Source organism: Lentzea chajnantorensis, from assembly GCF_054300775.1.
Genome location: NZ_JBSDZT010000002.1, coordinates 8,338,076 through 8,364,509, shown reverse-complemented (window position 1 = coordinate 8,364,509; position 26,434 = coordinate 8,338,076). Strand labels below are relative to the sequence as shown.

Here is a 26,434-nt window from a genome sequence, read left to right as displayed (position 1 = left end):
TGCCGGTTTCCGGCCGAGGAGCGCGGCGATGAGCGACTACGACTTCGTCGTCGTCGGCGGTGGCACGGCGGGCTGCGTGCTGGCCGCGCGCCTGTCGGAGAACCCGGCGCACACGGTCCTGCTGCTCGAAGCCGGCCACCACGACACCCCGGACACGCCCACGGCCCACGTCCGAGCCCACCGCTCCAGCTACGACGCGTGGGAGGCGGCCGGGGCCACCGGCTGGAACTTCCAGACCCTGCTGCCACACCTCAAACGCGCCGAGCACGCCGCGGGCATGGACCCGCGGTGGCGCGGCCGTGGCGGCCCGGTGGTCGTGTCACCGGCGCCGATGGCCGAGCCCGGCTCGTTCTACGACGCCTGCTACCGCGCGGCGGAAGAGGTCGGTGCGCCGTTCACCGCCGACGGCAACGGCCGGGTCGCGGAGGGCGTGGCGCGCACCGAGGTCAACCTCGTCGGCTTCACCCCGCAGAGCCCGTTCGCCGCCTACCTGAAACCGCTGCGCCGCCCCAACCTCACCGTCCTCACCGGTGCCCGCGCCCGGCAGCTGCTCTTCGCCGGACGGCGCTGCACCGGCGTCGAGCACGTGGTCGACGGCCGCCCGCGCATCGCGTTCGCCTCGCGCGAGGTCCTGCTCGCCGCCGGTGCGGTCGGGTCGGCGCAGTTGCTGCTGCTGTCCGGTGTCGGACCGGCGAACCGGTTGCGGGAGCTGGGGATCGACGTCGTGCGCGATCTGCCCGGCGTCGGGGAGAACCTCCAGGACCACCCCTTCGGCCACGTCACGTTCACGTCGCGCGTCTCCGCCGACGACGGGCGGGTGCCGGACACACCGCAGGTGCTGCTGCGCAGCGACCCCGTCGCGGACCCGGACCTGCGGCTGGTGTTCACGCACTTCGCGTTGCCGCACGGCAAGCCGGACAACGGCTTCTCCGTCATGTTCTCGTTGCAGCGCCCGCACAGCCGGGGTTCGGTGCGGCTCGTGACCGCCGATCCGCACGAGGTGCCGCTGGTCGACCCCGGCCACTACCGCGACCCGCGCGACCTCGACCTCATGGTGACGGGGCTGCGGCGGGCCAGGGAGGTGGGCGAGGCGGCCGCGTTGTCCCGGTGGCGGATCGGCGAGCACCTGCCCGGTGCGGGCGTCACGTCCGACGAGGAGCTGCGGGCGTACGTGCGGCGGGTGACCGGGACGTTCCTGCACTTCGCCGGGACGTGCGCGATCGGCGCGGTCGTCGACCCGCAGTTGCGCGTGTACGGGACCGGCGGGCTGCGGGTCGTGGACGCCTCCGTCATGCCGACGGTCGTCGCCGCACCCCCGAGCGCGTCCGTGCTGGCGGTCGCCGAGCGGGCGGCGGTGCTCGTGGCGCGGCGGTGGGAGGACGAACGGGCGGTGCGCGCGACCGGCTGAGGCCGGTCGCTTCGGTGTGGCCGGGCGTGGGCACAGCCAGGCCGTGCCCGGCCACACCTCGGCACCGGCGCCGTTGTCGGGACGGCACCGGTGGTGATCCGCTCCCGGTCGCGGCGGCGGCGCCGGCGCGACCGGGGCGTGTCAGGCGGCCGTCGACAACCCGGCGGCGCGGTCGAGCAGATCGGTGTAGACCGACGGGTCGTCGGCGTCGATCACCGGGAACCCGGTGCCGAACCCGCCGTTGACCCAGCGGGTGCGGATGCCGGGGTTCGCGAGGTTCGTCCCGTCGTGCAGGAACACGTGCGGGCTGCAGTTCACCCGCCCGTCCTTCGCGGCCTCGTACTGGCTCATGACGTCCGCACGGGCACGGCCGTCGTCGAGCGCGCGAGCCAGTTCGCCGACGTCCACGACACCGGTCGACCCGGCGATGTCGAGGATCTCGTGGCGCAGGGAGATGCAGCGGCCCTCCGCCCAGAACGCCCGGCGCAGCGCCAGGTCGAGCTGTTCGGAGGCGTGCCAGCCCTGGGCCTTCGCGGCCTGCACCGCCTCCAGCGGCGGCAGCATCGTGACCGGGTACGTCCAGTCCGGTCCCTGCCACAGCCGCCAGCCCGCGTCCGGTTCCAGCGCGCCGATCACGGACACCTCGGAGTCGACGCCGGGGCGTTCGTTGACCGTGCGGTTGAACAGCTCCAGCGGGAAGGCCCGGTGGTCGAACCAGATCCGGCCCTCCAGCCCCAGCCTGCGCCGTGCCTCGTGCAACCGGTACACGGCCAGGTGGGCGAAGGAGCAGTTGAGGTCGGTGAAGACCGTGATCGTGTCGTGGCTCGACGGGAGCCGCGGGTCAGTCGGCATGCGCGAGAACCCTTTCCGGGAACAGGCGGCACAGCACGTCGTACAGGACCGCGGCGACCACGAACGGGACCACCGCGCTCAGGTCGATCCCGCCCGCCAGCCCCGCGAGCGGGCCGGTGTAGAGGGTGTTGCCGACGAACAGCAGTCCCAGCAGGACGGACGGCACGAACGCGCACACCGCGCGGAGGTTGAACCCGCCGGTGTACCAGTAGCGGCCCTGGCCGGCGGAGGTGAACGCGAGCAGGTCCGCGGCCGAGTAGCGGCCACCGTGCTGCCGGTAGCCCACCAGCATGATCGCGGCCCACGGCGCCACGAACACCAGCAGCACCAGCACGAACGCCGAGATCGAGTCGATCGCGTCGTACACCACCGCGCCCACGTACAGCGCGCTGACGCCGACCACCGACACCAGGACCGTCGCCACCGGCCGGGACAGCCGCCAGAAGATCGACTGCGCCGACAGGCCCGCCGCGTAGATGCACAGGCCACCCTGCGGCAGGGTGCCCGCGAGCCCGTAGGCCACCACGACGACCGCGAACCACGCCGGCACCACACCGGCCACACCGATGATCCACGGCTTACCGGGATCGGTCAGCAGCGTGGTGACGAACGCGCCCACGCCCAGCGCCACCGCGTTGCTCAGGTACATCGCGGAACCGTTCCACCACACGGCGGTCCGGTCGCTCACCGACCTCGGCAGGTAGCGGCTGTAGTCGCCCTGGAAGGTCGAGTACGAGATCGGCACCGTCGCGCTGAACGTGACCGCGAGCAGCCACGTCCTGGTGAAGTCGCCGAGCGCGTACGCACCGCCGGCGTACCCGGGGTCGAACTCCGGCAGCAGCACCACGACGAGCCCCAGCAGCACCGCGGCACCGATGATCGTCATCACCCGGTAGGTGGCCAGCAGCACCGCGTGGCCGTACACCGCGACGAGCACCACGACCACCGCCACGACCGGTGCGACCACGGCGAGCGCCGCACCGTCCGCGGGCGTGCCGAGCAGGCGTTGCCCGGCGAACAGGATCGCGGTCGCGCCGGTCCACACGGCGATCGAGAAGAACCCGATCGCCGCGCAGACCGTGATGACGTTGCCGATGACCCGCCCGCGCACGCCGAAGTGGGCGCCGCTCGACACCGGGTCGTTGGCGCCGGTGGCCTTGCCGAACCGCACCAGCGGCGCGACCACGACCGTGCCGATCAGCAGCCCGATCAGCAACGAGCTGATGCTCGCCCACCAGCCGAGCCCGAACGCCACCGGCACCGAGCCGAGCACGACGGTGCCCAGCGAGAACTGCGCGGAGTTCCAGATCCAGAAGAACTCCCCCGGCGACGACGTCCGCTCCTCGTCCGGGACGACGTCCACGCCGCGGGTCTCCACCACGACCTTCTGCGGAGTGCTCATCGGGCCTCCTCCGCCGCTGCCAGCAGCGCGCGGGCGGTGTCCGGGTCGGGCACCTCGGCGCCCTCCGCCAGCGGTGCCACCACGAGCTCGCGGCACGGTGGCCCGGTGACCTGCCTGCCGGTGGTGAGGTCGAACGACGAGAGGTGCAGCGGGCAGGTGATGCGCAGCGTGCGGCCGTTGACGTAGCCGTAGCGCAGCCGGCCGCGGCGGTGCGGGCAGGCGGACTCGGTGAGGATCCGCCTGCCCGCGACCTCCACCAGGATCAGGTCCTCCGCGAGCTGGCGCACCACGGGTTCGGCGCTCATGCCGCCCTCGCCCTGTCGATCGCGGCCTCGGTCGCCTCGGCCACGACCGCGCTGGTCAGCGTCACGCCGGTCCACACCTTCGCGAGGTCGACCGGCCGCTCGTCGGCCAGCGCCTTGATCGACGCCTGCATCTGCCTGCTGTGGTAGGCGTCGATGTAGAGGTGCTCGTCGTAGTACCTGCGGTTGACGACCCCCAGCCGGTCGCACGCCTGCGCGTAGCACCGGAACGCGTACAGCACGCTCGACTCGAAGTAGGTGTAGGCGCCGAGGAAGTACTCCGGCGCGGGCGCCCGTTCGGCGAGCCAGTGGAACAGGTTGACGTAGGCGAAGCTCTCGTCGCCGACCCGCTCCACGTACCAGTCGAGGTCGGTCGGCATGCCGAGCTCGGCCACCAGCTTGCCGTACAGCGCCGAGTGCTCCTGCTCGTCGTTGCCGCAGCCGAACTCGTCGATCAGCACGCGCAGCACGGCCATCCGCGCCTTGTTCGGCAGCCGCGGCAGGATTCCCAGGTGCGACTGGGACTCCACCAGCCCGTCGACGGCGAACTCCCGCACCACCACGCGGAACTGGTCCAGCGTGGCCTCCTCGGCGAGGAACCGCTCGTGCTCGGACGGACCGGCGGCCTCCTCCTCCTTGAGGAACGCCTCGATCGCCTCCAGCAGCTCACGGCGGTGGCCGAACGACGGCGCCGCCGCCTCCAGCTCCGCGGCCTTGGGCACGACCCAGCGGCTCTCGATGTCGAGCAGGTCGGCGTAGGCGCCGAGGTCGAGGACCGAGCGGTTGTGCACGTAGAGCTGCCGCTGGTCGCTCATGTGCCCACCACCCGGTCTGTCTTGATGATCCCGCGCTCGCGCAGGGCCGTCTTGACGTGGCGGTACCAGTCGTCCTCGAACACGCCGTACTTCTCGCACAGCGCGTTGATCTCGTCCTGCCGCTCCTGCGTGGGCTCGGCGAGCATCTCCGTGCACACCTTCGGCTCCAGGTTGGCGAGCGGGCCGATGAAGCCCGCGACGCCCTGCGCCTCCAGCAGCAGGTTCTCCCAGCCCTCGAACACCGGCAGGCCGGGGCACTCGGCGACCAGCGCGCGGGTCAGCTCCGCGGAGCCGCTGGACTCCTTGACGCCGACGACGTTCGGCAGCTGCGTGCAGACGCGCCGCAGCGTCGCGGGCTCGATGCTGTTGCCGGACACGGCTTTCTCGTTGTAGAGGAAGAGTCCGACGTCGAGCGCCTCGGAGACCTCCCGGTAGTGCTGGAAGATCTCGTCCTGGCTGATGTCCGCGCGGAACGGCGTGGTGACCACCACCGCCGACACGCCGAGCCGTTCGGCCAGCCGCGACCGCTCGACCACCGACTCGGTGTCGGGCAGCTGAACGCCGGCCAGCACCGGCAACCCACCGGAGTGCTCGACGGTCGCGCTCACCATGTCGGTCCACTGCCGGGTGTCGAGCAGCCAGCCCTCGCCGGAGCTCAGCGTGGGCATCAGCCCGTTCACGTTGCCCCGCACCGACTCCACGAGCCGCGCGACGCTGTCGGTGTCCACCTGCCCGCTGTCGTCGAGCGGGGTCACCAGCGGCACGATCGTTCCGGAGTAAGCCATCGTCGTTCACACCCTCTCCGGAGCAACCCGCAACGCCAGCGACTCTTCGTAGAGCCGTTCCAGCGGTTGCGGGAAGTCCACCGTGGACTCTTCTGCGGTGTTCCACACCGACACCACCGCGGCGGGCAGGTCGGTGCGGGCGGTGAGCCGGCTGCTGGCCGTGTGCACGGTGGCACCGAGCCTGGTCGCCATGGCGAGCAGCAGCCGTTCGTGCCAGGGCAGGTCGGGCGGCCAGGCCCGGTCGAGGGCGAACTTGAGGTCCGTCTCCTCGTAGCCGATGCGGTCGATCCGCATGTCCGTGTGGAGGACGTCCATGAACGGGTAGTACGCGTCCTGCTCCGCTCTGGGGTGGCTCCACACCAGGTTGTCGCAAAACCCCACGTGTTCGAGGCTCATCGAGACCCGGTCCGCCATCCGCTGCGCGAAGAAGCTCTTGCAGCGGAGGCGGATCGTGTCGTCGGTGCTGTGCATGCCCATGAACAGCGAGGCGTCGATCATCGCCTCAGCGCTCATCGGACAGCAGCACCTCCCGCATCTTGCGCGCGGCGCCGGCGAAGTGCTCCGGCTGGCGGGCGAGCGCGATGCGGACGAACCGCTCGCCGCGGGCCGGCTCGTTCCAGTAGAAGAACGTGCCGGGCAGCACGTAGACCTCGTGCTCCAGCATGGAGGCCTGCAGCTCGGTGGCCGTCAGGTTCTCGTCCGCGATGCGGAACCACGCGACGCTGGTGTCCACGACCGGCTGGACGTACTCGAGGATCGTGCCCTCGAGCGCCTCGCGGATGGTGGCCCGGTTCTCGCTGATGACGTCGCGCACCGACGCGAAGTCGTCGGCGATGGAGTCCTCGACGTACTGGGTGAGGACGTTCAGCACGAACGGCGAGACGTTGAGCAGCACCGCCGTGTGGATGTTGTAGACCTCTTCGCGGATGTTCTCGCTGACCGTGATCATCGCGCACTTGGCGTCCTGCACCGGCCAGGTCTTGCCGGTGTCCTCGATCGCCATGTACGTGACGCCCGAGTCCTCCAGCAGCTGGTAGACGTCGAAGCGGTCCATGCCCTGGTCGCACAGCGCGAACGAGGCGAAGCAGAAGTCGATGACGAGCAGCTTGTCGTGGTCGACGCAGAAGCGGACGACCTCCTCGAAACCGCTGCGGCCGTCCTTGAGCAGCGTGAACCCGGTGGGGTTGTTGGGGTCGACCAGGTAGATCGCGTCGGTCTCGACGACCTTCAGGTTCTCGTAGATCGAGCCGACGTCGTGCAGCGCGGTCTCGGCCAGCGGCCGGGTGTCCACCCGCATGCACTTCAGCAGATCGACCAAGTTGTCGAAGCACGGTTCGACCAAAGAGACGGACATGTTGCGCTGCTTCATGTACATCGCCGCGACCATCGTGGAGACGCTGGCCGAGTAGGACAGCCAGGTCTTTCCCATTGCCAGCGCGGTCGGCTGCTTGTGCAGCCGGAAGAAAGCATCGATGAACTTCTGCTCGAAGTGGGCCTGCTGGTCGCGCTCAGCCTCGTACCACAGGTCAGGAAGTCGAGAAACGATCTTGTCCTGACTCGGCGACTGGTACTGGTGGGTGTGCGCGTCAGCGAGGTTGAACTTTGTTCGAAGAGCGAGCAGTTCGTGCTGTGTGAGATCGACGAAATCTTCCACAGCATTGTTGTTACTCACAGTAATTCCCCCGAGGAATTGTTGTGGGTGGTTTCGCGAACTCCCCAGCCGCGATGGGTGCAAAGCTATCCGAACGCTTCGAGAATTTGTGTAACGGAAAGGTAACGCCAATGTTTCTGCAAAGTTGCCTATGGGATTCCTGAGCTGCTTTTTCGGGAACGCCGAAATGGCGCTGCCCCTGAAGGGGCGCGCCATGCCGGTTTCTGGTGTTCTGCTTGTTATTTAGCGGAGGATGGTTAAGTTTTTTCTGTGTCCGTTTTGACTGGGTTCCGCGGTCAGGCCGCCGAACGCTTCAGGATTTCCTCGTAGACGTCGCTGTCGTCGGCCTCCACGACGGGCCAGCCGACGCCGTAACCGCCCTCCCAGCGCACCTGGATGCCGGGGTTGGCGTGGTCGCTGCCGTCGGGCAGGAACAGGTGCGGGCTGCAGTTCACGACGTCCGTGGCCGCGATGGCCGCCTGGTCGCTCAGCGTGCGGCGGGCCCGGCCGTCGTCGAGTGCCTCGACGAGCTCGGCCACGTCGACCGCACCGGTGTCCTGGGCGCAGTCGACGATCACCTTGCGGTTGCTGATGTTGCGCGACTCGGCCCAGAAAGCCTTGCGCAGCCTCAGGTCGAGCTGCTCGGAGGCGTGCAGGCCCTGCAGCTTGGCCGCCTGCACCGCCTCCAGCGCCGGGAGGACGGTCGACGGGTACAGCCAGTCCTGCACCTGCCACAGCTGCCAGCCGGCGGCGGGCTCCTGCGCCGCCATCCGCCCGACCTCGCTGTCCGTGCCCGAGCGCGGGCTGGAGGCGTTGTTCAGCAGCTCCAGCGGGAACGCGCGCAGGTCGAACCGGACGCGGTCCTGCAGGCCGAGCCGTTCGCGGGTGGCGTGCAGGCGGTGGATGCCGATGTGGGCGAAGGAGCACCAGATGTCGGAGAACACGACGATGGTGCCCTGCTCCGGCGTGAGGTCTGCCTTGGTGACGGTCACTGCGCACTCCTCTGGTCTGCTTCGTACTGGGCGAGCACCGACTCGACCTCGACGTCCTCGTCGGGCAGCCACGGGTCCATCGCGGGCACGCCGCGGACGGTCTCGATGAGCCGCTCGACGCGGTCGGTCGCGGTCGGGCCGTGCGAGCTGAGGACCCGGCGCGGCCGCAGCCGGGCGAGGTCGTCGAGGTTGCGGTCCCACTTGGCCTGGTCGACCAGGGCGGTCCACGGGGCGTTGGCGCGCGTGAAGAGCGCCATGCCCTCCAGGTACTCGCTCTCCTTGGCGTCCGTGGCGTCGTCGACCAGGTCCGGGATGATCGTGCCGAAGCTGTCCGCGCTGAAGAACGCTTCCTCCTGGTGCTCGTACACGGCGAGCGTGGAGGGGGAGTCGTAGGACGGCGGGCGCAGCAGCGTGATCTTGCGGTCGCCCAGGTCGAGCGTCCGGCCGGGGTTGACGAGGCGCACCCGGTTCGGCGGCACGTCCCACTCCTCGCCGAGGCGGGCGACGGCGAGGCCGTTGGTGATCAGCATGGCGTTCGGTGCCGCCATGAGGACTTCCTTGAGGTTCCCCGCGTGGTCGCGGTCGTCGTGGGTGAGCACGATCCACCGCAGGTCCACCGGATCGACCAAAGACCACAGCGACTCCAGGAAGTCGCTGCGGTCGATGCCCATGCCGGTGTCGACGAGGACGGGTTCCCGTGCGCGGACCAGGTGCGCGTTGACGGGCAGCAGGCCCGCGCCGGGAATCGGTAAGTACGACGGGAGGGTGAAGATCTCGGGAGCTGCGCGGTAGGGCTTGCGCATGTTCGGCGGCACGGGTGGTCCCCCCAAGTGCGTGGTGTCAGGTGAGTTGGACGAGTGCGGAACCGACGACCAGCAGCGCGAGGCCGGTGACGCGGACCGCGGTGAAGGGCCGGCGCGGCATCTGGAACAGACCGCGGCTGTCGATCAGCGCGGAGGCCAGCTGCTGGCCGGTGACGGTGAGCGCGACCGTGGTGGCGGCGCCGATCTCCGGGATGAGCATGAACGTCGCGGTGACGTAGGCGGCGGCGCACGCGCCACCGAGCCAGCCCCACCACGGCATCGTCTTGAGCGGCGCCAGCTTCGGCGCGGGCGTGCGGTTGAGCGCGCGCATGACGAGCAGCACGATCGTGATGGCGAGCGTGGCCACCACGAAGCTGATCATCGCGACGGTGATCGGCGCCTTGAGGTCGGCGCGCAGCTTGGCGTTCACCGCGCCCTGGATCGGCAGCACGGCACCGGCGACGATGCCGAGCACGATCCAGCCGGCCTGCTTCACGCTCGTGCCGGACGCGGACTTCGTCGCGACGGCGGTGCCACCGCCCGCGGGCGTGGCCGGTGCGGGCGCGGCGCTGGCGGGTGCGGCTGCCTTCTGCGCCTTGAGCTGACCGCGGATGATCACGGTGATGCCGGCCAGGACGGCGAGGGCGCCCACCGCGATGCCGATCGTGAGCGGCTGCCTCGGCACGCCGAACAGCCCGAACAGGTCCAGCGCGAGCGAGGCGAACATCTGGCCGGTGACGAAGAGGCCGACGGCCGCCAGCGCGCCCAGGCGCGGGAACAGCAGGATGCCGCTGGTGATGTAGAGCGGGCTTGCGAGGCCACCGAGCAGGTGCCACGGCTCGACGTCGGGCACGAGGGAGACCGCGCCGATCGTGCCGACCGCGACCGCGAGGATCGCGAGCAGTGCGGTGGCCACGCTGAGCTGCAGCGTCGAGGCGCCGTACGGCGTGCCGACCGCCTTGTTCAGCTGAAGGTTCACCGACGCCTGCACGGCGAGCAGACATCCGACCAGCAGCGCCGCCGCCAAGAGTGCGAAGTACACGGGACTACCCCCGACCTGAATAAGTGGACAGCGTGTCCATATGACCGCGTCAGCCTAAGGGGCAAGTGGACGAGCTGTCCACTTCCTTGCGGTGCGCGTAGGATTCGGCCATGGCCATCAGGGGCGGACAGGGTGAGGCCCTGCTCGCGGTGACGACCGGGCAGCCGGAGGTCAAGGAGCGCGTCGACGCCGCGCGCAACCGTGCGCGCGTGCTCGCGGCCGCGGAACAGGTGTTCGCGGCCAAGGACGCGCGTCAGGTCACGATGGAGGACATCGCCCGCGCCGCCGGTGTCGGCAGGGCGACGCTGTACCGCCGGTACCCGGACCCGGCGTCGATCGCCGCGGCACTGCTGGACGAGCACGAACGGCAACTGCAGGAGCAGTTGCTGCGCGGCGAGCCGCCGCTCGGTCCCGGCGCGACGCCGTCGGACCGGCTGGCGGCGTTCTACGGCGCGATGACCTCGTTGCTGGACCGGCACCTGCACCTCGTGCTGGGCGCGGAGGTCGGGTCCGCCCGGTTCGGCACGGGCGCCTACGGGTTCTGGCGGGTGCACGTGCGGTCGCTGCTGGTCGAGGCCGGCGTCACGGAGCCGAACGGGCTGATCGAGGTGTTGCTGGCCCCGCTGGCGCCGGAGGTCTACCAGGAGCAGCGCCGCCGCGGCGTGAGCAGGGAGCAGATCGCGGAGGGGCTCACGTGGATGAGCCACCGCCTGCTGATGCCCTGAGCCACGCTGAGCCAGCCTGAGCCGCCGGGTGCCACCCGGCTCGGTCGTGCTGCGGTCCGAAGGCCACTTCCGAGTCGCTGTGGCACCGCGTGAGCCATCCTGCTTCACTGCTGTGAGCTGCGACTATCCTGCCTGAGACTGGATTTTGAGCCACGGTGATGCCAAATTGAGCCAAAGGTGCTTGTGGGTGGTGCCACCGTGTGCCATAGTGGTGCCATGGATCTGACCCCGTATGTGGCTTCCCTCGGCCGCGAGCTCCTCACCGCCGCCGAGATGGGCAGCGGCGAGGACAGCGCGCTGGTCGAGCGGTTGACCGTGTCGATGGAGTCGGCGATCCGGCTGGCGCTGCTCGAAGCGCTCTCCGCCGCCGCCGACGAGATCACCGCGGACCTGGCACCGGACTCGGTGCAGGTGCTGCTGCGGGGCCGTGACCCCCGGTTCGTCGTGACCCGCCGCGCACCGGAGCCGCAGCCGGCCGAGGTCGCGCCGGAGCCCGCCCCGGCACCGGCCGAGGACGCCTCCGGTTACGAGGACGGCGCCACCGTGCGCATCAACGTCCGCCTGCCCGAACAGCTCAAGGCCGCGATCGACGAGGCAGCCGCCAAGGAGGGCCGCTCGGTCAACGCGTGGCTGGTCCGTGCCGCGACGGCCCAGCTGGCTCCCAAGCGCGACACCGGCACCGACTCCTGGCTGGGCGGCGTCGCCCAGTCGCAGCGGTTCACCGGCTGGGTCCGCTAGCTCCCTGCCGCTCTTCACCTCACGTCTCTGACCTGCGGAGACGGTTTTCCGACACCTTCTGAGGGGACAGCCATGCCTTCTTACGACACGCCAGAACCGATTTCGGTGCTGCTCGACATCTACGCGGGCCACGTCGAGATCAGGGCGAGCGACCGCACGACGACCTCGGTCGAGATCCGGCCGTCCGACCCGCGCGACACCTCCGACGTCGAGGCCGCGCAGAAGACCCGCGTCGACTTCGCCGACGGCACGCTGACCGTCCGCGGCCAGAAGCGCACGTTCGACTTCTCCAAGAAGACCAGGAGCGTCGACGTGGTCATCGAGCTGCCGACCGGTTCGAAGGCCGACCTCGACGTGACCGCGGGCGGCATCCGCACCAGCGGCGTGCTCGGGGAGACCGGGGCCGACATGTCCGCGGGCCACGTCCACGTCGACCGCACCGGCAAGCTGAAGGTCGACACCGGTGCCGGTCAGGTCACCGTCGGCGCCGTGAACGGCGACGCCGACGTGAAGTCCGGCAGCGGCAGCATCCGCGTCGGTGCCGTCACCGGCTCGCTGACGGTGAAGAACTCCAACGGCAACACCGAGATCGGCACGGTCGGCGGCGAGCTGCGGGCCCGCGCCGCCAACGGCGACATCACCGCCGAGCGGGTCGGCGCGCTGCTGGACGCCAAGACCGCCATGGGGTCCGTCACCGTCGGCGAGGTCGTCCGCGACACCGCCACGCTCAGCACCGCGATGGGCAGCATCGAGCTCGGCATCGCCAGGGGCACCGCCGCGTGGCTCGACGTCAAGACCGGGTTCGGCCGCGTCACCAACACCCTCGACGGCAGCGACGGCCCCGGCGACTCCACCCAGACCGTCAAGGTCCACGCCAGCACGTCGTTCGGCGACATCACGATCCGCCGGGCCTGAGGAGCAACCCCGATGAACGCGATCAAGGCAACCGGCCTGCGCCGCTCGTACGGCGACACCGAAGTGCTCAAGGGCGTCGACCTGACCGTGCCGCGCGGCACCGTCTTCTCGTTGCTCGGCGCGAACGGCGCGGGCAAGACCACCACGGTCAAGATCCTCTCCACGTTGATCCGCGCCGACGGCGGCAGTGCTTCCGTTGCGGGACATGACGTTGCCGCCGACCCGGACGCCGTGCGCGCCGCCATCGGCGTCACCGGCCAGTTCTCCGCCGTCGACAACCTGATGACGGGCAGGGAGAACCTGAAGCTGATGGCCGACCTGCACCACCTCGGCAAGACCGAGGGCAGGCGCAGGGCCGACCGGCTGCTGGAGCAGTTCGACCTCGTCGACGCGGCGGACCGGTCGGCGTCGACCTACTCCGGCGGCATGCGGCGCCGGCTCGACCTCGCGATGACGCTCGTGGGCTCACCGCAGGTGATCTTCCTGGACGAGCCGACCACCGGGCTCGACCCCCGCAGCCGCCGCGCCATGTGGCAGGTCGTGCGGGAGCTGGTCGCCTCCGGCGTCACGATCTTCCTGACCACCCAGTACCTGGAGGAGGCCGACGAGCTCGCCGACCGGATCGCGGTGCTCGACAACGGCCGGGTCGTCGCCGAGGGCACCGCCGACGAGCTCAAGCGGCGCATCCCCGGTGGTCACGTCCTGCTGCAGTTCACCGACCCGCGCCACCTGGAGTCCGCCCTGCGGGTCGTCCGCACCGCCACCCGCGACGGCGACGCGCTCGCGGTGCGCGTGCCGAACGACGGCAGCGTGAGCTCGCTCAAGGCGCTGCTCGACCGGCTCGACCACAACGCCGTCCCGGTCGGCTCGCTGAGCACGCACACCCCCGACCTCGACGACGTCTTCCTCGCCCTCACCGGCAATCCCGAAAAGGTGGCCCAGCCATGAGCTACGTGCTGACCGACTCGGCGACGATGGTCCGCCGCAACCTGCGGCGGATGGTCCGCTACCCGTCGATGACGTTCCAGCTGCTGCTGATGCCGGTCGTCTTCCTGCTGCTGTTCGTCTACGTCTTCGGCGGCACGCTCGGCGCCGGCCTCGGCGGGCCGTCCGGTGGCCGCGCCGAGTACCTGAGCTACGTCACCCCGACGATCGTCCTGATGGCGATCACCGCGGCGGTGCAGGGCACGTCGATCTCCATCGCGATGGACATGACCGAGGGCATCGTCGACCGGTTCCGCACCATGCGGATCGCACGGGTGTCCGTCCTCACCGGACACGTCGTCGGCAGCCTCGTGCAGACCGTGCTCGCCATGGCGTTCGTCTTCGGCGTCGCCGTGGCCATCGGGTTCCGGCCGCAGGCGGGCCCGGTCGAGTGGCTGGCCGTCATCGGCCTGCTGGTGGGCATGTCGTTCGCGCTCATCTGGCTCTCCGCCGCGCTGGGCCTCGCCAGCAGGTCCGTCGAGTCGTCGAGCAACATCGGCCTGCCGCTGATCCTGCTGCCGTTCTTCGGCAACGGGTTCGTGCCCACCGACTCGATGCCGGCGGTGCTGCGCTGGTTCGCCGAGTACCAGCCGTTCACCCCGTTCATCGACGCGCTGCGCGGCCTGCTCACGGGCACGCCGATCGGCCACAGCGGCTGGATCGCGCTGGGCTGGTGCGTCGTCATCGGGTTCGGCGGCTACCTGTGGTCCAAGAAGCTGTTCAACCGCGAGTCCACCCGCTGAGAAGGAGACCGAACCATGTTGCAAGGCTTGCCGATGGACCGCGACGCCGGCCCGTTCGTCCCGCCCAGCGCCATCACCGCCGTGCGGTCGGAGCGCCCGGTCAGTCCGATGCTCTTCCCCGACGGCCACGAGGGGTGGCTGGTCACCGGCTACGAGGCCGTCCGGCAGGCGCTGGCGGACACCCGGTTCAGCTCCCGCCAGGACCTCGGGGTCCTGCACGTGCCGTACCCGACGCCGGGCTGGCCGGAGCAGACCGAGCCGTCCCCGCAGGAGCCCGGCCTGTTCCTGAGCATGGACCCACCGGACCACACCCGGCTGCGGCGCAAGCTCACCGGCGCGTTCACCGTCCGGCGGATGAAGGCGCTCGAAGAGGGCATCATCGCGATCACCGAACGGCAGCTCGACGCGCTGGCACAGCTCACCCCGCCGGTCGACCTGGTCGCCGAGTTCGCGCTTCCGGTGCCGTCGCTGGTGATCTGCGAGCTGCTCGGCGTCCCGTACGCCGACCGGGAGACCTTCCAGGTGAACTCCTCCAGGATGATGGAGCGGGACATCACCCTGGAGGACAAGATGGCCGCCTACACGGCCATCGCCACCTACCTGGCCGGCCTCGTCACCGCCAAGCGCGCCGACCCCGCCGACGACCTGCTGTCCGACCTCGCCCGCGACGAGGACCTGAGCGTCCCGGAACTGGTCGGCATGTCCTTCCTGCTGCTGCTCGCCGGGCACGAGACGACGGCGAACATGCTGGCGCTGGGCACGTTCGCGCTGCTGGAGCACCCCGACCAGCTCGCGGCGCTGCGGGCGGACCCCGAGCTGGTCCCCGGCGCCGTCGAGGAGCTGCTGCGCTACCTCGCGGTCGCCGACGTGTTCTTCCGCTACGCAGCGGAGGACGTCGAGTTCTTCGGCGAGACGATCCCGCGGGGGTCGACGGTCGTCCTGTCACTGCTGGCGGGCAACCACGACCCCGCGAGGTTCACCGGCGCCGACGAGCTGGACGTGCACCGCAACGCACGCGGCCACCTGGCGTTCGGGCACGGCATCCACCAGTGCCTCGGCCAGCAGCTGGCCCGCATCGAGATGCGGGCCGGCTTCGAGGGGTTGCTGCGCCGGTTCCCGACGCTGCGGCTGGCCGTGCCCGCTGACGAGGTGAGGCTCAGGACCGACATGAACATCTACGGCGTGCACGCCCTGCCGGTCACCTGGGGGCAGTAGCGGTCAGGCGGTGAACCCGCCGTCGGCGTTGACGGAGGCTCCGGTGACGTACGCACCGGCGTCCCCCGCGAGCGCCACCACCACCTCGGCGATCTCCGCAGCCTGCCCGTAGCGCCCCAGCGCGGTCAGCCCGCGGATCGTCTCCGCCATCGGCCCGTCCGCCGGGTTCATGTCCGTGTCGGTCGGACCGGGGTTCACGATGTTCGCGGTGATGCCCCGCGGTCCCAGTTCGCGGGCCAGGCCCTTCGTCATCCCGATGAGCGCCGTCTTGCTCGCCGAGTACAACGCGAAACCGGGGAACGGCGCGTACACCGCGACGTTGCTGCCGATGCTGATGATCCGGCCGCCGTCGCGCATGTGCCGTGCCGCCGCCCGTGCCGCGAGGTAGGGCGCACGGACGTTCACGGCCATGGTGTGGTCGAACTCGGCACGGCCGATCTCGTCCAGCGGCCCCACCTGGAACGTGCCCGCGTTGTTCACCAGCACGTCGAGCCGGCCGAACTCCGCCGCGGCCGAGTCGACCGCCGCGACCACCGCGTCCGGGTCGGCGCTGTCCGCCCTGATCGCGAACCCGTTGTCCGGCTTGGTGTTCTGGTACGTCACCGCCACCCGCGCACCCAGCGCGGCGAGCCTGGCGGCGACTGCGGCCCCGATCCCGCGGCTGCCACCGGTGACCAGTGCTGCTTTGCCTTCAAGTGATCCCATGGGGCAAAGCCTGGTCGAACGGCAGCCGCGGGTCTGGCGGGAATCAGACCGCGGGTTTGACCCGCAGCGGTGCGGCCGCCTCGTGCAGGTGCTCCAGCACGTACCCGTACGAGCGGAACAGCCCGCACTGGGCGTAGGAGATGCCGTGCTGCTCGCAGAACTCCCGCACGATCACCTGGGCGTGCCGCAGCGCCGGACGGGGCATGCTGGGGAACAGGTGGTGCTCGATCTGGTAGTTCAGCCCGCCGAGCAGGAGGTCGACGAACCAGCCGCCGGTGATGTTGCGGGAGGTCAGCACCTGCTTGCGCAGGAAGTCGAGCGAGTGCCCGGCCGAGAGCACCGGCATGCCCTTGTGGTTGGGGGCGAACGAACATCCCATGTAGAGCCCCCACACCCCCTGGTGCACCAGCACGAACGCGATGGCGTACACGGGGGACAGCACCCAGAAGACGACGCCGAGGTACACGACGACGTTCGCGATCATCACGTACCGCTCCTGGCCGGAGTACCTGATCGAGTGCCAGTGCAGCGCAAAGCCTTCGAGCAGCAGCAGCGGGAAGAACAGGAAGGCCTGGCGGGCGGCGATCCAGCGCAGCGGCCCGCGCTTGGCCGCGCTCTGCCGCTGGGTGAACGCCAGCACCGAGATGTCGACGTCCGGGTCCTCGTCCTCGTGGTTGGGGTTGGCGTGGTGGCGGCTGTGCTTGCCCACCCACCAGTCGTAGCTGACCCCCACCAGTCCACTGTGGAAGTAGCCGGTGACCTCGTTCCAGCGCCGGGACGCGAAGATCTGCTTGTGGCCGGCGTCGTGGCCGATGAACGCCAGCTGCGTGGTCATGACCGCCAGCGCGACCGCCACCGCGAGCTGCCACCAGCTGTCGCCCAGCACCGCGAACACCACCCACAGCGAGGCGTACACCAGCAGGTTCGCACCGATGCGGACGTAGTAAGAGCCGCGCCGTCGCCGCAGCAGGCCGGCCTGCTTGATCAACGCGGACAGCTGGGCGAAGTCGCTCGCCTGCCGAAGCACCATTCGTGCAGTTTGACGTGCTTCGGCGGCAAGTCAACGCACAACCGGTGACGGATGCGCAAAGGCCGCCCGCACCGCGCACCGGCGAGTTCGAGCTCGCCCACCACGGCTGGATGTCACCCGGTGTGATGACGTGCGCACGCCTGAGCAGCCACTGCGGCGTCCCGCCCGCCGACCCGCGGGCCGGCCTCCGCGAGCTCACCGCACGGCGCGTCGCGCGACCCGTCCGGGTAGGTTCGGGGGCATCATCGACGCTGTGCGGTCGGGCGGCCGCGGCGGACCGGGCTTGGCTAGTGTGTGCGTCTGGTCCGTGCCGGGTCCGGCACAGTCGACCACGATGCTGGGAGGTCTCCGCCTTGTCTGGGCAGTCGTTCGTCCACCTGCACGTGCACACCGAGTACTCGATGCTCGACGGTGCGGCCAAGGTGGCCCCGCTGTTCGAGGAAGCCGAGCGGCTGGGCATGTCCGCGGTGGGCATGAGCGACCACGGCAACATGTACGGGGCCGACGAGTTCTACCAGACGGCGACGAAGACCGGCATCAAGCCGATCATCGGCATCGAGGCCTACCTCGCACCGCACAACCGGCTGCACAACAAGCCCGTGTTCTGGGGCGACCCGTCCCAGCGCGGTGACGACATCTCCGGTGCGGGCGCCTACACCCACATGACGATGTGGGCGAAGAACGCCACCGGCCTGCGCAACCTGTTCCGGCTGCACACCGAGGCCAGCAAGACCGGCTACTACTACAAGCCGCGCATGGACCGCGGCCTGGTCGCCGAGCACTCCGAGGGCATCATCGCCACGACCGGGTGCCCGTCCGGCGAGGTGCAGACCCGGCTGCGGCTCGGCCAGGTCGAGGAGGCCTACAAGGCCGCAGGCGACTACCAGGACATCTTCGGCAAGGAGAACTTCTTCCTGGAGCTGATGGACCACGGTCTCAGCATCGAGACGCGGGTCCGCGAGGACCTGCTCGCGATCAGCAAGAAGCTCGGCATCCCGCCGCTGGCGACGAACGACAGCCACTACGTCACCAAGGAGCAGGCAGACACGCACTCCGCGTTGCTCTGCGTGCAGTCCGGCAAGATGCTGACCGACCCGAACCGGTTCAAGTTCGACGGTGACGGTTACTACCTGAAGTCGGCCGCCGAGATGCGCGAGGTCTTCAAGGACCTGCCGGAGGCGTGCGACAACACGCTGCTCGTGGCCGAGATGATCGAGTCGTACGAGGACGTGTGGACCCCGCGCGACCGCATCCCGAACTTCGAGGTCCCCGAGGGCGAGGACCAGGCGTCCTGGTTCCGCAAGGAGATCCAGCGCGGCCTGGAGTGGCGGTTCAAGGGGCAGCCGGTCCCCGAGGAGTACATCAAGCGCTGCGACTACGAGGCCCAGGTCATCATCGACAAGGGCTTCCCGGCGTACTTCCTCATCGTCGCCGACCTGATCAGCTACGCCCGCAGCGTCGGCATCCGGGTGGGTCCCGGCCGTGGCTCCGCCGCGGGTGCCGCCGTGTCGTGGGCGATGGGCATCACGAACATCGACCCGATCCCGCACGGTCTGCTGTTCGAGCGGTTCCTGAACCCCGAGCGCACCGCCATGCCCGACATCGACATCGACTTCGACGACCGCCGGCGCGGCGAGATGATCCGCTACGCGAGCGAGAAGTACGGCGCGGACAAGGTGGCGCAGGTCATCACGTTCGGCACCATCAAAACCAAAGCCGCGCTGAAGGACTCGGCGCGCGTGCACCACGGCCAGCCGGGCTTCGCGATCGCCGACAAGATCTCCAAGGCGCTGCCGCCGCCGATCATGGCGAAGGACATCCCGCTCAAGGGCATCGTCGACAAGAGCCACCCGCGCTACGGCGAGGCGGCCGAGGTGCGGTCGCTGCTCGAGACCGACGTGCAGGTGAAGGAGATCTTCGACACCGCGCTCGGCCTCGAGGGCCTGATCCGCAACGCCGGTGTGCACGCGTGCGCGGTCATCATGTCGAAGGACCCGCTCACCGAGTCCATCCCGCTCTGGTACCGCCCCGACGGCTCGTTCATCACCGGCTGGGACTACCCGTCGTGCGAGAACATCGGCCTGCTCAAGATGGACTTCCTCGGTCTGCGCAACCTCACCGTGATGGGTGACGCGATCGACAACATCAAGGCCAACCGCGGTGAGGCCGCCGTCCCGGACTTCGACAACCTGTCGCTGGACGACCCGGAGACCTACGCGCTGCTCGGCCGCGGTGACACGCTCGGCGTGTTCCAGCTCGACGGTGGCCCCATGCGCGACCTGCTGCGGCGCATGCAGCCGACGACGTTCGAGGACATCGTCGCCGTCGGCGCGCTGTACCGGCCCGGCCCGATGGGCGTGAACGCGCACAACGACTACGCCGACCGCAAGAACGGCCGCCAGGACGTCAAGCCGATCCACCCGCAGCTCGAGGAACCGCTCAAGGAGATCCTCGGCGAGACGCACGGCCTGATCGTCTACCAAGAGCAGATCATGTTCATCGCCCAGGAGGTCGCCGGCTACTCCATGGGCCGCGCGGACGTGCTCCGCAAGGCGATGGGCAAGAAGAAGGCCGAGGTCCTCGCGAAGGAGTTCGAGGGCTTCCAGGCGGGTATGCGGGCCGACCCGCGCGGCTTCTCCGACGAGGCCATCCAGGCGCTCTGGGACACGATCCTCCCGTTCGCCGGCTACGCGTTCAACAAGTCGCACGCCGCCGCGTACGGCCTGATCTCCTACTGGACCGCCTACCTGAAGGCGAACTTCCAGGCCGAGTACATGGCCGCCCTGCTCACCTCGGTCGGCGACAACAAGGACAAGTCGGCGGTCTACCTCGCCGAGTGCCGCCGCCTGGGCATCAAGGTCCTCCCGCCGGACGTCAACGAGTCGGCGCTGCGGTTCAGCGCGGTCGGCACCGACATCCGCTTCGGCCTCGGCGCGATCCGCAACGTCGGCGCGAACGTCGTCGAGTCGATCATCAAGACCCGTGCCGAGAAGGGCGCCTACACGTCGTTCACGGACTTCATGGACAAGTCCGAGCTCGTGGTCTGCAACAAGCGCGTCATCGAGTCGCTGACGAAGGCCGGCGCGTTCGACTCGTTCGGCCACCCCCGCCTGGGCATCTTCCAGGTCCACGAGGACGCGGTCGACGGCGTGGTGCCGATCAAGCGCAAGGAGGCGGAGGGCCAGTTCGACCTCTTCGGCTCCGACAGCGCCGACGAGCCGGACGACAGCACCTCACCGCTCGCGCACCTCAAGATCGGCGCGGACGAGTACCCGCGCAAGCAGATGCTCAGCTACGAGAAGGAGATGCTGGGCCTCTACGTCTCCTCGCACCCGCTCGACGGCGCCGAGCGCATCCTGCGCAAGCACGCCCCGCGGCCCATCGCCGTGATCCTGGACGACCCGCCCAAGGACGGCGAGCTGATCGTCTCCGGCATGATCTCCTCGATCGAGCGCCGGGTGAACAAGAACGGCCAGCCCTGGGCCATCACCGTGATCGAGGACCTGGACGCCTCGATCGAGGTGCTGTTCTTCCCGAAGTCCTACGAGGTGCTGAAGGACGACCTGGAGCTCGACTCCGCCGTCTGCGTCAAGGGCCGCGTCAACTGGCGCGAGGACAAGATGGCGATCTTCGGCGACGGCGTCATCCCGCTCGACATCAGCGACGCCGAGCTGAACCCCGACGCCGACCCGCCGATCGTGCTGGGCCTGCAGGCGAAGAACCTCACGCCGGAGATCGTCGAGGAGCTGAAGCTGACCCTCAAGTCGCACGAGGGCCACGTCGCCGTGCACCTGGAGGTCCAGCGCCGCGACAAGACGAAGGAGCTGCTGGTCGTGGACAACTACCGCGTCCAGCCGACCCCGTCGTTCTTCGGCGACCTCAAGACGATCCGCGGTGTGACCGTCCAGAGGTGAATTCGATTCGACGAGGACTGCTTTCCGCGTCAGCACCGCAAATGGCCTGAGCGATAACTCAGCCGTATCAGCGGAACTGGTCCGCAGGAGTGACGCGCGGGATTTCTGCGCATTGCTGTGGATGATGGGAAATGTGGACCACGGGTCGAGCGCGGTCAGCAACCAGGCGGTGGGGGCACGGGAGCCGGTGGTCCAGGCCGGCACCGTGCACGGGGGCGTCCACGTGCACCCGGACACCGCGCAGCGCCGCCACGTCCCCCGCCAGCTGCCCGCTACCAGCAGGTACTTCGTCGGCAGGTCGGACGCGCTCGCGGCGCTGACTGCGCTGGCGGAGACCCCGGCCGGGCGGGGGAACCGGGTCTGCGTGGTCGAGGGAGCACCCGGAGTCGGCAAGACGTGCCTGGTCACGCGGTGGGCGAGGGACGTCGTCGAGCGGTTGTTCCCCGACGGGCAGATCTACCTCGACCTGCACGGGTTCACGCCGGGACAGCCCGCCGTCAGCCGGGACCGGGCCACACTGGCGTTGTTGTCCGCGCTGCGGGTACCTCCCGGCGAGGTGCCGCCGGACAGCGACGAGCGAATGGCTCTTTTCCGCGATCTGGTGCACGACCGCTCTTTGTTGCTGGTGCTCGACAACGCGCGGGACAGCGGTCAGGTGCAACCGCTGTTGCCCGGTGACGGGTGTTTCGTGGTCGTCACCACGCGCCGCAGCCCCGCCGCGCTGTACGCGTTGTACGGCGCGGAGGTCCTGCGACTGGGAACGCTGACGCGCGCCGAGTCGCTGGAGCTGTTCGAGAACCACCTCGGCGCCGAACGGGCCGGTGATCCGCGGTCGCGCTGCTCGCCGAGGAGTGCGCCGACCTGCCGCTCGCCGTGTCGATCGCGGCGGCCTCCGCGGTGCAGCACCCCGGGATGGACCTGGAGCGCTTCGCGGGGGAGCTGCGGGAGCACGGTCTGCGGCTGGACATCCCCGCCGCCGACCTGGGCGCGGTCATCTCCAGCTCGTACGACCTGCTGTCGGACGGGGCCGCCCGCACGGTGCGGTTGACGAGCCTGTGGCCCGGTGACTCCTTCAGCGTCGAGGGCGCGGCGGCGGTGAGCGGGCTGACCGTGCGGGAGGCCGGCGGCCACCTGCGCGAGCTCACGTCGCACAACCTGCTGCTCGCCGACGCCGGCCGGTACCGCTTCCACGACCTGCTCCGGGTGTTCGCACGGGAACGGTGCGCGGCCGTCGACCCGGACGAGGTGCGCCGCACGGCGATCACCGGCTTCCTCGACCACGCCCTGCACACCGCCCTCCGCGCCGACCGCGTGCTGAACTCGCACCGGCGGCCGATCGACGCGCCCGCCCCGCCCGAGGGGATGGTCCTCCCCGCGGTGGCGGGCTACACCGAGGCGGTCGACTGGTTCGCGGCCGAGATCACGGCCCTGCTCGCCGCCGCCCGCATCGCGTTCGACCAGGGGGCGTTCGTCCACGCGTGGATGATCCCGTGGGCGCTCACCGACTTCCTGCACCTGCACGGCCGGTGGCAGGACTGGGCCGACTGCCACACCACCGCGCTCCAAGCCGCGCGGGTGCTGGCCGACGTGGCCGCCGAGAACCGCGTCCTGCAGTCCCTGGCCAGGGCGTACGCCGAGATCGGTGAACCGGCGAAGTCAGCGGAGTGCTACTCGGCCGCGCTGGAGAACTACCGCCGCTGCGGCGACACCCACGGCGAGGCCAACTGCCTCAACGGAAGGGCCGGGAGCCACCTGTACGCGGGCAGGCCGGAGGAGGCGTGCGACGACGCCACCGCCGCGCTGCGGATCTACACCGCCCGCGCCGACCTGGCGGGACAGGCGAGCACGGTCAACCTCCTCGGCCGGGTCCGCACCGCGCAGGGGTCGCTGGCAGCGGGGTCGTGCTGCACGCCAAGGCGGTCCGGCTCTTCCGGCGGCTCGGCGACCGCTACGGCCAGGCGCAGGCGCTCGACGCGATGGGCGTCGCGCTGTCCTCGGCGGGACGACACCGGTTCGCGTTCGTCTGCCACCGGCGGGCCGTCGAGCTCAACGAGGAGCTGGGGAGCACCGTCCACCTGGCCCGCTCGCGGGGGCCGCACTGGCGCTGGAGGCTGCGCGGTGAACATGCTGTTCCTGTCCGCTGAGGCGTCGGACGGCGAGCTCGTCTCCGCCCTGAACCTGGTGGTCGTGGTCCTGCTGCCGGTGGTGGCCGCCGCGGCGCTGTACTGGTCCGGTTCCCGCGAGGAGGTCGGTTCGCAACGGGACCTGCGCCGACGGCTGGGACACGTCGCCACGGGGGTCGCCCTCGCCGGCGCCTGGCTGTCGGGCGTGGTGTTCGACGTGGTCGTGGCGCTCGACGACGTCCCGGTCCGCAGCACCGTCCTGCTCACGATCCTGGGCGGTGGCGTGCTGGCCGTGCCGCTCCTGGTCCTGACGACCAGGCCGCGCCGCACCAGGGAGGTGGGGAGCAGGAGCCACTGGATGCCGTTCCTCTCGATCGGCAAGGCGCTCACCCTGGCCGTCCCGGTGGGACTCGCCGTCATCCACCTGACCGGTGGGGCGCACGTCTTCGCCGTGCCGTTCATCGTCCTGGCGAGCCTCTTCCTCGACGCGGCGCTGCGCAAGGACAAGGCAGAGGCGGAGAGGGACGTGGTCCTCCAGGCCGGCGCGGTGGTCTACATCCGCGGGTTCCGCCGCGAGCTCGACCTGTTCGCGCACACCTCCGCTGACCACGGGGTGAACACCGGGCTCGGCATCACGTACAAGCCCAACCGGTTCCGCTGCGGCAGGGCGTCGTTCGCCGAGTTCCTGGAGCCCACCGCCAGCGAGCTGCTGGGACGCTGGCAGCACATGGGGAACCTGCACGACCGCCTGCCCCTGCACGGGGGAACGGCGGCCTACACGGCCGACAAGGAGTGGCGCGAGCAGTTCGCGTGGCTGGTGGAGCACTCCCGCTGCGTCATCACGTTCCCGCACCCGTACCGGCAGCTGAGCTACGAGCTGGCGGTCATCAGGAAGGCCGGCGCGCACACGCGGCTCTTCCTGCTCACCTCGCCGGAGTCCCCTTCTCGCCGGAGCGCCCTGCACGCGCGCCGCTGGGCTGCCTTCGCCGCCGCGGCTGCCCAGCCCCACAAAGACTTCGGCCTCGGCGGCTACACCCTCGAAGACAACCCCGGGCCGGGCGCGGTCGTCGCGTTCGACGACGACTGCAAGGCCGTCGTGCTGTGCAGGAACGCGAAGACCCCGGCCGACTACGCCCAGGTCGTCCGAGCCCGCCTGGAAGCGACCAGGAACGTCGGGAACCAGCAGCAGCCGTGGGCCGAGGTCGAGCCGGTGGTGGTCTGCGACGAACGCCGCACAAAAGGAGAAGCAGGGACTAAGAGTCATCGGGTGGGCCTTCGTAGTGGTGTCGCGTGATGTCAGCGAGTGCTGTCTTTGCATCACAGATACGAGATGCGAATGCCGTTCTTGTCGTGATGTGTCGTCCTAGAACGTCGCATGTCAGGGATCTCGGGCTCCTCTCGGACGCAGCTTCGGGCACGAGAGGAGGTGAATGAGTACCGGACTCAGACCCGGTATTGATCCACTTAGAACGCCGTGACGCGTCCCCTCATGCCGACGAGCGGACGTTCGTTCGCGATTGCCGGGCCGCTCGGCGTCCGCGCAGTCGTGGGCGACCTCGATGCTGCGCGCCTCGGAGGCTTCGGCCTGGTTGGCGAACTGATCGGCGGTGCGACTGTGGCCCGCAAGTCCGGCACCTCCACGTTGTCGGGCAGTGCGACACCGTTGATCGCGCGCTCGACCGACGCGGTGAGCGCCTCCATGTCGGGCTCCGGGCCAGGCTCGGCGTTCGGCCCGGAGGCGGTGCGGCTGTCCACGTGCATCCGGCCGATCTCCTGGTTTGCCTCCACGAACGAGCGCATCCGAGCTTCGTAGGCCGCGAACCCGCTTCCGGATTCCACCCGGCGGCAGCCAACTCCCCGGCCATTAGATAAGCGCCAACCAGAGCCATCCCGGTACCCCCACCGGGCATCGGCGACGAGCTGAACGCCGCGTCACCGATCAGCCCCACCCGTCCGTCTGACCAGTGGTCCATCACGACCTGGGCGACCTGGTCGAGGTAGAAGTCCGGGCTGTCGTCGACGTGGGCGAGGATCCGCAGCGCCAACCAGCCGAGCCCGGCCATCCGCTTGCGCAGCATGCGCTTCTGCGCCTCGACGTCGCGGTGGTCGACGTCGAAATCGGCTGCGGGAAAGGAGAACATCGCCATCGCCCGTGTGGCGTCCTTGAGCGGCCGAAGACCGGTGGAATGCCAACCACAGACTTCAGCTCATCGAAAGATGGGCTCACACAGAAGGCTCTGGTCGACAGGCGCGGTTGGAACCCCTGGCGCAGTCGGTTATGATTATGTTGTAATGGGGAGTTTATGTTTGTGCTGTGGCAGTTACGGGGGTCGAGCGCTAGTTCGTTGCGTCGCCCGCCTGGCGTATCGGTAGTGATGCGCGTCCCTGGGCTCGGGTGCCCGTGTCGATGACGCCTGTGGAACTGATCGACGAGGCGCTGGATGTAGTCGCGAACTCCGTAACCCTGCGTGTGCTAGGTGGCGCTTCGACCCACACTGCCATCGTTGCTGATGGGCTAGATCAGCCCAAGGTCGCTACTGCGCTCGGTCGGTATCTTGTTGGCGCGCTCGCCGGAATCGTGGGCGAGGATGCTCGGTTGTCGACGGTCATGCTTGAGCAAGGAGTCGATGCGCAGATCGAACTCCGAGAAGCCGTCATACGCCTCATTGGCGACACAAATGTGTTTGTGGCTGAGGGCGAGATAAAGTTTCGCGATACGCGGCGCAATGCTTGGATCGCTGAAGGTGTTGCTCATGCATTGCTAGTTGTGCGTGCCAGGATTGATACAGCCTTCCTGGTGGGGCCAGTTTACGCCCTGAAGGCGCAGCACAGTATTCCGAGCCAACAAGGGCTTGATCTGGTCGCTATCTACACGGATAACTCGGACGTGGTAGTTGCGATTGGCGAGAGTAAAGCTTCTCGTGAGGATGGCAGCGCGCAACTTACCGAGGCTGCGGGTATGTTCAAGAAGATCGACGAAGGTAACTATGGGGTCGAGCTTCGGTCGGTGCTAAGTTCGCTGCGCAACGTACTTTCGGACGATTTGGCGGTTCAAGTCACTGGCGGGATTTGGCGCAGGCATAGGTGCTACTTTCCGGTAATCGTTCATGAGACGGCTTTTACGCTGACTACTGCTCGCCCGACTCTTGGTGCACTTGAACCGCCGGTGGATCGTCGTCGGCTCCTTGCTCTTCGTCTGATGGGCTTCCACGCCTTCTTCGATCTCGTGGCAGACGCGATGCGCGCCGCTGTTGCGGAGGTAGTTTTCTAGTGTTCAACCGAGGTGTAGA

The 26,434-nt window shown here is 69.4% G+C and carries 24 protein-coding genes; 12 read left to right on the top strand and 12 right to left on the bottom strand.

Annotation, left to right across the window (positions count from 1 at the left end; translation table 11 throughout):
- Window positions 1–28 precede the first annotated feature (28 nt).
- Window positions 29–1,408, top strand: coding sequence for a GMC family oxidoreductase (locus tag ACVDFE_RS39990; protein WP_360400720.1), 1,380 nt, complete (start codon window positions 29–31; stop codon window positions 1,406–1,408).
- A gap of 141 nt (window positions 1,409–1,549) precedes the next feature.
- Here ACVDFE_RS39990 and ACVDFE_RS39985 read toward each other — a convergent pair whose 3' ends face one another.
- From ACVDFE_RS39985 to ACVDFE_RS39940, 10 genes are all read right to left on the bottom strand, one after another.
- Entirely contained in the window at window positions 1,550–2,260 is a 711-nt protein-coding gene (locus ACVDFE_RS39985; RefSeq protein WP_360400723.1) for a DsbA family oxidoreductase, read from the bottom strand.
- A complete protein-coding gene (locus ACVDFE_RS39980) occupies window positions 2,250–3,662 on the bottom strand; it encodes a purine-cytosine permease family protein (protein ID WP_360400726.1) in 1,413 nt (470 codons plus the stop codon). The genes ACVDFE_RS39985 and ACVDFE_RS39980 overlap by 11 nt, the downstream gene beginning before the upstream one ends.
- The gene (locus tag ACVDFE_RS39975; protein ID WP_360400729.1) at window positions 3,659–3,967 is read right to left on the bottom strand and encodes a Rieske (2Fe-2S) protein; all 309 of its coding nucleotides are present in this window, start codon (window positions 3,965–3,967) and stop codon (window positions 3,659–3,661) included. The genes ACVDFE_RS39980 and ACVDFE_RS39975 overlap by 4 nt, the downstream gene beginning before the upstream one ends.
- Complete coding sequence (locus ACVDFE_RS39970; RefSeq protein WP_360400732.1) at window positions 3,964–4,779, bottom strand: iron-containing redox enzyme family protein; 816 nt, start codon at window positions 4,777–4,779, stop codon at window positions 3,964–3,966. The genes ACVDFE_RS39975 and ACVDFE_RS39970 overlap by 4 nt, the downstream gene beginning before the upstream one ends.
- The gene (locus ACVDFE_RS39965; RefSeq protein WP_458434062.1) at window positions 4,776–5,564 is read right to left on the bottom strand and encodes a dihydrodipicolinate synthase family protein; all 789 of its coding nucleotides are present in this window, start codon (window positions 5,562–5,564) and stop codon (window positions 4,776–4,778) included. The genes ACVDFE_RS39970 and ACVDFE_RS39965 overlap by 4 nt, the downstream gene beginning before the upstream one ends.
- A 6-nt stretch (window positions 5,565–5,570) precedes the next feature.
- The gene (locus ACVDFE_RS39960; protein WP_360400738.1) at window positions 5,571–6,077 is read right to left on the bottom strand and encodes a DUF6190 family protein; all 507 of its coding nucleotides are present in this window, start codon (window positions 6,075–6,077) and stop codon (window positions 5,571–5,573) included.
- Window positions 6,067–7,218: an aminotransferase class I/II-fold pyridoxal phosphate-dependent enzyme gene (locus ACVDFE_RS39955; protein ID WP_360400741.1), complete on the bottom strand. Its 1,152-nt coding sequence runs from the start codon at window positions 7,216–7,218 to the stop codon at window positions 6,067–6,069. Before ACVDFE_RS39955 ends, ACVDFE_RS39960 begins: the two co-directional genes overlap by 11 nt.
- A gap of 293 nt (window positions 7,219–7,511) precedes the next feature.
- Window positions 7,512–8,207: a DsbA family oxidoreductase gene (locus ACVDFE_RS39950; protein WP_360400744.1), complete on the bottom strand. Its 696-nt coding sequence runs from the start codon at window positions 8,205–8,207 to the stop codon at window positions 7,512–7,514.
- Window positions 8,204–9,022 (bottom strand): MBL fold metallo-hydrolase, encoded by an 819-nt coding sequence (locus ACVDFE_RS39945; RefSeq protein ID WP_360400747.1) that lies wholly within the window; start codon window positions 9,020–9,022, stop codon window positions 8,204–8,206. The genes ACVDFE_RS39950 and ACVDFE_RS39945 overlap by 4 nt, the downstream gene beginning before the upstream one ends.
- Before the next feature lie 25 nt (window positions 9,023–9,047).
- Window positions 9,048–10,052, bottom strand: coding sequence for a DMT family transporter (locus ACVDFE_RS39940; protein WP_458434061.1), 1,005 nt, complete (start codon window positions 10,050–10,052; stop codon window positions 9,048–9,050).
- Window positions 10,053–10,162: 110 nt separating this feature from the next.
- Between ACVDFE_RS39940 and ACVDFE_RS39935 the strand changes: the two genes are divergently transcribed.
- From ACVDFE_RS39935 to ACVDFE_RS39910, 6 genes are all read left to right on the top strand, one after another.
- Window positions 10,163–10,777 (top strand): TetR/AcrR family transcriptional regulator, encoded by a 615-nt coding sequence (locus ACVDFE_RS39935; protein ID WP_360400753.1) that lies wholly within the window; start codon window positions 10,163–10,165, stop codon window positions 10,775–10,777.
- Window positions 10,778–10,993: 216 nt separating this feature from the next.
- Window positions 10,994–11,515 (top strand): YlcI/YnfO family protein, encoded by a 522-nt coding sequence (locus tag ACVDFE_RS39930; protein ID WP_458434059.1) that lies wholly within the window; start codon window positions 10,994–10,996, stop codon window positions 11,513–11,515.
- A gap of 72 nt (window positions 11,516–11,587) precedes the next feature.
- Window positions 11,588–12,430 carry a DUF4097 family beta strand repeat-containing protein gene (locus ACVDFE_RS39925; protein ID WP_458434058.1) on the top strand — a complete coding sequence of 281 codons (843 nt, stop codon included), beginning with the start codon at window positions 11,588–11,590 and terminating at the stop codon, window positions 12,428–12,430.
- 12 nt (window positions 12,431–12,442) lie between these two features.
- The gene (locus tag ACVDFE_RS39920) at window positions 12,443–13,378 is read left to right on the top strand and encodes an ATP-binding cassette domain-containing protein (protein ID WP_360400762.1); all 936 of its coding nucleotides are present in this window, start codon (window positions 12,443–12,445) and stop codon (window positions 13,376–13,378) included.
- Window positions 13,375–14,157 carry an ABC transporter permease gene (locus ACVDFE_RS39915; protein WP_360400770.1) on the top strand — a complete coding sequence of 261 codons (783 nt, stop codon included), beginning with the start codon at window positions 13,375–13,377 and terminating at the stop codon, window positions 14,155–14,157. Before ACVDFE_RS39920 ends, ACVDFE_RS39915 begins: the two co-directional genes overlap by 4 nt.
- Window positions 14,158–14,172: 15 nt before the next feature.
- Window positions 14,173–15,372 (top strand): cytochrome P450, encoded by a 1,200-nt coding sequence (locus tag ACVDFE_RS39910; RefSeq protein ID WP_360400773.1) that lies wholly within the window; start codon window positions 14,173–14,175, stop codon window positions 15,370–15,372.
- A 3-nt stretch (window positions 15,373–15,375) separates the two neighbouring features.
- On the opposite strand, the gene ACVDFE_RS39905 is transcribed toward ACVDFE_RS39910, so the two are convergent.
- Both ACVDFE_RS39905 and ACVDFE_RS39900 read right to left on the bottom strand, forming a co-directional pair.
- Window positions 15,376–16,077, bottom strand: coding sequence for an SDR family NAD(P)-dependent oxidoreductase (locus ACVDFE_RS39905; RefSeq protein ID WP_360400776.1), 702 nt, complete (start codon window positions 16,075–16,077; stop codon window positions 15,376–15,378).
- 43 nt (window positions 16,078–16,120) lie between these two features.
- Complete coding sequence (locus tag ACVDFE_RS39900; protein WP_458434057.1) at window positions 16,121–17,107, bottom strand: fatty acid desaturase family protein; 987 nt, start codon at window positions 17,105–17,107, stop codon at window positions 16,121–16,123.
- 353 nt (window positions 17,108–17,460) lie between these two features.
- Between ACVDFE_RS39900 and dnaE the strand changes: the two genes are divergently transcribed.
- The 5 genes from dnaE to ACVDFE_RS39875 all read left to right on the top strand — a co-directional run bounded on the left by dnaE (window position 17,461) and on the right by ACVDFE_RS39875 (window position 26,415).
- Window positions 17,461–21,021: a DNA polymerase III subunit alpha gene (dnaE, locus tag ACVDFE_RS39895; RefSeq protein WP_458434056.1), complete on the top strand. Its 3,561-nt coding sequence runs from the start codon at window positions 17,461–17,463 to the stop codon at window positions 21,019–21,021.
- A 133-nt stretch (window positions 21,022–21,154) separates the two neighbouring features.
- Window positions 21,155–22,069, top strand: coding sequence for an AAA family ATPase (locus ACVDFE_RS39890; RefSeq protein WP_458434055.1), 915 nt, complete (start codon window positions 21,155–21,157; stop codon window positions 22,067–22,069).
- A 314-nt stretch (window positions 22,070–22,383) separates the two neighbouring features.
- The gene (locus ACVDFE_RS39885; protein WP_458434470.1) at window positions 22,384–24,438 is read left to right on the top strand and encodes a tetratricopeptide repeat protein; all 2,055 of its coding nucleotides are present in this window, start codon (window positions 22,384–22,386) and stop codon (window positions 24,436–24,438) included.
- Window positions 24,439–24,618: 180 nt separating this feature from the next.
- The gene (locus ACVDFE_RS39880; RefSeq protein WP_458434054.1) at window positions 24,619–24,957 is read left to right on the top strand and encodes a hypothetical protein; all 339 of its coding nucleotides are present in this window, start codon (window positions 24,619–24,621) and stop codon (window positions 24,955–24,957) included.
- A gap of 603 nt (window positions 24,958–25,560) precedes the next feature.
- On the top strand, window positions 25,561–26,415 hold the full coding sequence (locus ACVDFE_RS39875) for a hypothetical protein (protein ID WP_458434053.1): 855 nt from the start codon (window positions 25,561–25,563) through the stop codon (window positions 26,413–26,415).
- The last annotated feature ends 19 nt before the right edge of the window (window positions 26,416–26,434 follow it).

Coding starts and splice junctions, on each gene's coding strand:
- ACVDFE_RS39990 (WP_360400720.1), top strand. CDS start 29: ATGAGCGACTACGACTTCGTCGTCGTCGGCGGTGGCACGGCGGGCTGC.
- ACVDFE_RS39985 (WP_360400723.1), bottom strand. CDS start 2,260: ATGCCGACTGACCCGCGGCTCCCGTCGAGCCACGACACGATCACGGTC.
- ACVDFE_RS39980 (WP_360400726.1), bottom strand. CDS start 3,662: ATGAGCACTCCGCAGAAGGTCGTGGTGGAGACCCGCGGCGTGGACGTC.
- ACVDFE_RS39975 (WP_360400729.1), bottom strand. CDS start 3,967: ATGAGCGCCGAACCCGTGGTGCGCCAGCTCGCGGAGGACCTGATCCTG.
- ACVDFE_RS39970 (WP_360400732.1), bottom strand. CDS start 4,779: ATGAGCGACCAGCGGCAGCTCTACGTGCACAACCGCTCGGTCCTCGAC.
- ACVDFE_RS39965 (WP_458434062.1), bottom strand. CDS start 5,564: ATGGCTTACTCCGGAACGATCGTGCCGCTGGTGACCCCGCTCGACGAC.
- ACVDFE_RS39960 (WP_360400738.1), bottom strand. CDS start 6,077: ATGAGCGCTGAGGCGATGATCGACGCCTCGCTGTTCATGGGCATGCAC.
- ACVDFE_RS39935 (WP_360400753.1), top strand. CDS start 10,163: ATGGCCATCAGGGGCGGACAGGGTGAGGCCCTGCTCGCGGTGACGACC.
- ACVDFE_RS39930 (WP_458434059.1), top strand. CDS start 10,994: ATGGATCTGACCCCGTATGTGGCTTCCCTCGGCCGCGAGCTCCTCACC.
- ACVDFE_RS39925 (WP_458434058.1), top strand. CDS start 11,588: ATGCCTTCTTACGACACGCCAGAACCGATTTCGGTGCTGCTCGACATC.
- ACVDFE_RS39920 (WP_360400762.1), top strand. CDS start 12,443: ATGAACGCGATCAAGGCAACCGGCCTGCGCCGCTCGTACGGCGACACC.
- ACVDFE_RS39915 (WP_360400770.1), top strand. CDS start 13,375: ATGAGCTACGTGCTGACCGACTCGGCGACGATGGTCCGCCGCAACCTG.
- ACVDFE_RS39910 (WP_360400773.1), top strand. CDS start 14,173: ATGTTGCAAGGCTTGCCGATGGACCGCGACGCCGGCCCGTTCGTCCCG.
- ACVDFE_RS39905 (WP_360400776.1), bottom strand. CDS start 16,077: ATGGGATCACTTGAAGGCAAAGCAGCACTGGTCACCGGTGGCAGCCGC.
- ACVDFE_RS39900 (WP_458434057.1), bottom strand. CDS start 17,107: ATGGTGCTTCGGCAGGCGAGCGACTTCGCCCAGCTGTCCGCGTTGATC.
- ACVDFE_RS39885 (WP_458434470.1), top strand. CDS start 22,384: ATGGTCCTCCCCGCGGTGGCGGGCTACACCGAGGCGGTCGACTGGTTC.